This window comes from Clostridium sp. (assembly GCF_016650095.1).
In the GTDB taxonomy this organism is placed as follows: domain Bacteria; phylum Bacillota; class Clostridia; order Clostridiales; family Clostridiaceae; genus Clostridium_AD.
The window spans coordinates 1-3059 of record NZ_JAENWL010000405.1; the positions used below are offsets into that span (position 1 = coordinate 1).

General features: G+C 28.8%; 4 protein-coding genes. All 4 read left to right on the plus strand.

The features are described from left to right. Nucleotides 1-1581: ATP-binding cassette domain-containing protein (locus tag JJE11_RS17080; protein WP_291637796.1), on the plus strand; the 1581-nt coding region annotated here is incomplete at its 5' end. A 271-nt stretch (nt 1582-1852) separates the two neighbouring features. Continuing rightward, the gene (locus JJE11_RS17085; protein WP_291637798.1) at nt 1853-2014 is read left to right on the plus strand and encodes a hypothetical protein; all 162 of its coding nucleotides are present in this window, start codon (nt 1853-1855) and stop codon (nt 2012-2014) included. Between the two features lie 232 nt (nt 2015-2246). Beyond that, on the plus strand, nt 2247-2498 hold the full coding sequence (locus tag JJE11_RS17090) for a hypothetical protein (RefSeq protein ID WP_291637800.1): 252 nt from the start codon (nt 2247-2249) through the stop codon (nt 2496-2498). 67 nt (nt 2499-2565) lie between these two features. Continuing rightward, nucleotides 2566-3059, plus strand: a 494-nt coding sequence (locus JJE11_RS17095) for a TetR/AcrR family transcriptional regulator (RefSeq protein ID WP_291637802.1), incomplete at its 3' end; no start/stop codon positions are given.

Consider the following 3059-nt stretch of genomic DNA (forward strand, 5'->3'; position numbering starts at 1 on the left):
ATGTTCGATGGAAAGCTCGAGATGGACCCAAATTGTAGAATAGGGTATGTAAGTCAATTCTCACAACTTGGCGAAACAAAAGAAATTACAGTTTTCGAATATATTGGGGAAGAATTTATTAAACTACAAAATGAAATAACAGCTATTTGCAGCGAAATGGAAACATCTTCGGATATTGATCCTTTACTAGAGAAGTATCAACAAACTTTAGACGCATTTGATGCAATTAATGGGGATGATTTTGAAAACAACATTAATAAAAACCTAAATCTTGCAAACTTAATCAAGTATAAAGATCTAATGATATCTGAACTTAGTGGTGGGGAATTCAAGCTTATTCAAGTAATTAAGGAAATGCTAAATAGTCCAGACTTAATGATTATGGATGAACCCGATGTGTTTTTAGACTTTGAAAACCTTAATGCTCTTAAAAATCTAATTAATTCACGCATTGGAACAATGCTAATTATTACGCACAACAGATATATATTAAATCATTGCTTTAACAAAATTCTGCACCTTGAAAATATGGAGCTCCAAGAGTTTGAGGGAAGATATATTGATTATAATTTCTCATTACTTCAAACTAAAATTGAACTGCAAGAATTAGCTGCTGTTGATAATGAAGAACTTGAGAGAAACGAGATCTTAATAAAAAAACTAAGATATTTCGCATCTGAACATTCTCAATCTTCTAAAGGGAAAGCTGTAAATCCTAGAGTTAAAATTCAAGAAAGATTAGAAAAACGTAGAATTAAATCGCCATTTGTAGATATTATAGAGCCGAATATCAGTTTAGTTACAGATAATGAAATAGAAGAAACCATTGCTTTAAAAGTTAATGGTTACAGTGTTGCCTTTGATGATATGCTTCTAGAAAATGTTAACTTTGAAATTAAATCTACTGATAAAGTAGCCATTGTCGGTTCAAATGGTACCGGGAAAACCACTTTACTCCAAGAAATCTTTAAAAACAATCATGAGTCTATTGAGATAAATGAACACATTGAAGTGGCTTATTTATCTCAACTTCAAGGTAAAACACTAAATGAGTCTAATACTATACTTGAAGAGTTCTTCGATGTTGGTTTTAAAACTTATGATGAGATTAGAGAATATATTTCAAACTATGGGTTTGAAGAAGAAATCATTAATCAAAAGATAGGATCTTTATCAGGTGGAGAAAAAAATATGCTTCAACTGGCTAAAATTTCTGCTAGTAATGCAAATATGTTGCTTCTTGATGAACCGACAAGTCATTTAGACACCTATTCACAAATAGCACTGGAAAAAGCAATAGAAAGCTATAAAGGTGCGATTCTAATGATTTCTCATGATTTCTATTCTATAGTAAACTGTATGGATTTTGTTTTACTCATTGAAGATAAGACAATTAGAAAGATGAGTATGCGAAAATTTAGAAAGATGATTTATGCTAGTCATTTTGACAAAGACTATTTAGAAATTGAGCAAAAGAAAAAATTAGTTGAAACAAAAATAGCATTGGCTTTAAAAGATACTGATATTACACTTGTAAAAGTTTTATCTGAGGAGTTAGAAGAGCTGATTAAGTTACTCTAAATATAGTGAGTAGTTAAGAGCACTTATGAAAAAAGAATAAGGAGTAGTTCACTTTTAGTGAACTACTCCTTATTAATATATACAAATATTTAATTTTTAATTAAGTAGAGTATATTAATTTAAAAAATTTTTTATTGTCTTATCACACAACGTGGGTGCTTATAAATTAATTACTTATTATATTTATCTAATAAAGAACAACAATTTAGAAGGAAACAACTTTTAAATGCAGAATAGATATATTAAAGAGTATTTAAAGGAGGTCAAATAAATGTCAAAATTAGAAATTCCGAAAGATAAAGACGAAATAAAGAGACAAATTAAAGCCTTACAGAGCCAATTACCTATAGATGGTAAGAAAAGAGATAGCAAAAGCAAGCAAATACACCAAGATGAAATTAAAGCCCTTAAAAAAGCTTTAAGCGATAAATAAGAGATATTAACTATTTATATAAGTAACACAGATACCCATAAGTGAAAAGAAAAGGATTATGGCACAAAATGCTGTAATCCTTTTCTTTTTATAAAAAATGAGTAATTGTTTTTTAACATAAACTCATATAAAATTAAATATGACGAAAGTAGTTATAAAAATGATTTTTAGAAAAATTAGGTATGAGGAAGGGCACTTTATAAACATCATTAAAATGGAGCGGGGGAACAATATGAATATTATTATAATAATTTTAGGTATACTTTTAATTATATTCCCAGAACAAGCGTTTATGTTTGGTAGAGGATGGATGTTTAAAGGTAGTAAAGAGTTAGGTGAACCTGATTCATTGCCAAGAAAAATGCTTATGTTCGGTAGAGGATGGATGGTTAAAGATGGGACAGAACCAAGAAAATCTGTTAAATATGTCGGTAGATTTATAGGGGTTGTTTTAGTTATAATAGGCTTATTAGGAAAGTTCTAATAGCCATTATTTATAAATGTGTACTTAACAAAAAAACAACTATTTCACAAAAGAGGAGGTAAAAAGTATGTCAGATATAACGAAACAAGCTTTAGCACAATCATTAAAAAATTTAATGAATACTACTCCTTTAGCTAAAATTACAGTTAATAATATTGTAAAATTATGTAAGGTAAATCGTCGTACATTTTATTATCACTTTCAAGATATATATGCACTTTTAGAGTGGATTTTTAAAAATGAAGTTTCAAGTGTAATGGAAGAAAATAAAACCTATAAGACATGGCAAGAGGGGTTTTCGAGAATATTTTATTATTTGAGTGAAAACCGCAAAATGGTGCTAAATACTTATAACTCAATTGGTCGAGACAAATTAGAAACTCACTTATATAGTGCAGTGTACAACCTGGTTTTAAATGTTGTAGATGAAATTACTTTAGGCAAAGAAGTATATGAAAAAAGAAAGGAATTTGTAGTGAATTTTTATAAGGTTGCTCTTGTTGGTTTATTGCTTGAATGGATAAGAAAAAATATGATAGAAAGTCCAGAGGAAATTATTGA